The sequence below is a fragment of the Methylobacterium sp. WL116 genome, assembly GCF_008039455.1.
In the GTDB taxonomy this organism is placed as follows: Bacteria; Pseudomonadota; Alphaproteobacteria; order Rhizobiales; family Beijerinckiaceae; genus Methylobacterium.
The window spans coordinates 1-1,237 of record NZ_VRUV01000857.1; the positions used below are offsets into that span (position 1 = coordinate 1).

At 71.1% G+C, this 1,237-nt stretch carries 2 protein-coding genes; one reads left to right on the forward strand and one right to left on the reverse strand.

From position 1 onward, the window contains the following. On the reverse strand, positions 1-689 hold a 689-nt coding region (locus FV223_RS27950), incomplete at its 3' end, for an acyltransferase (RefSeq protein WP_246689842.1). A gap of 233 nt (positions 690-922) precedes the next feature. On the opposite strand from FV223_RS27950, the gene FV223_RS27955 reads away from it, so the two are divergent. Further along, on the forward strand, positions 923-1,237 hold a 315-nt coding region (locus FV223_RS27955), incomplete at its 3' end, for a DUF4142 domain-containing protein (RefSeq protein ID WP_147729918.1).

Below are 1,237 nucleotides of genomic sequence, written 5' to 3' on the forward strand. Positions count from 1 at the left end.
CCGCCCAGCCGCACGCCCTCGCCGCGTGCGAGCGCGATCAGGGCGCCGAGCCCGAATTCCAGCATCACCGGGTTCGACCAGAACGCCAGCGGCACGGCGTCCGGCTTCAGCCAGGCGCCCGCCAGCACGATCCCGACGAGGGCCGCCACGAGCCAGGCGATGCCGGCCCGGCGACCCCAGCCGAGACCGAGCGCGAACAGCGCGTAGAACGCCATCTCGCAATTGAGCGTCCAGCCGAGGCCGTAGAGCGGCAGTACCGCACCGTCCGGCCGCGCCGCGGGCCAGAACAGGAAGGAGGCGACGACCTGGCCGGCGTCCGGCGGTCCGCCGCTGCCGTTGAGGGCCGACGGCGCCGCCAGCCCGACCGCGAGGTAGAGCGCGGTGACCAGCCAGTACAGCGGCACCACCCGCGCGATCCGATGCGCCAGGAAGCGGCGCCGACCTCCGCTCTCCGCCGCATGGCGCCCGACCGCGTGCGGCGCCGCGGCGTGGACGATGATGAAGCCCGAGATCACGAAGAACACGTCGACGCCGCCGGCCCAGGGCAGCAGCCCGCTCGGGGCGAAGGCCGCGCCCGTCCGCTGCGCCAGCGCGGTCGCCTCGGCCTGCGCATGGTGCATCACGACGAGCAGCGCCGCGACCGCGCGCAGGATCTGAACTGACAAGATCTGGGTGGAGCGGGGCGTCAAGGCGGGGCCTCGGGACGGAAGGACGGCGAAAGGCATGGCGGCTGCCGCAGGGCGGATCAAGCGCCGCAGCCCGCGCGGCGGACGGCGCAAGGTCAGGCAAGACCAGAGGAACCATGCGCGATCGTCATCGTTGGTTCGATGAAGTGCTGTCGCCGTCCGTTTCGGTTGAAACCGGTATGGGCGATACAACTACGCCGGCTTGCACGCTCACCATTCATCGATCGAGGTTTTCAATGCTGAAGAAATACGCCGTCCTGTCCGCGCTCGCCTTCGCCGTCTCGACCCCGGCCATGGCCCAGGGCCTGAGCGATTTCCGTCTGCAGTCGCTGCAGGCGAACGCCTTCGAGATCCAGTCGAGCCAGATCGCGCTGTCGAAGTCCCGCAACCCGCAGATCCGGACCTACGCCCAGGAAGCGATCCGCGACCACCGTTCGGCCAACGTCGCCCTCGTCGGCGGTGACCGCAACTACGTCGCCGCGCAGGGCGGCTTGGTCGGCGGTCCGGTGGACGGCTTGATCGGCGCGCCGCTGGCGGTGGCCGGTGGCGCC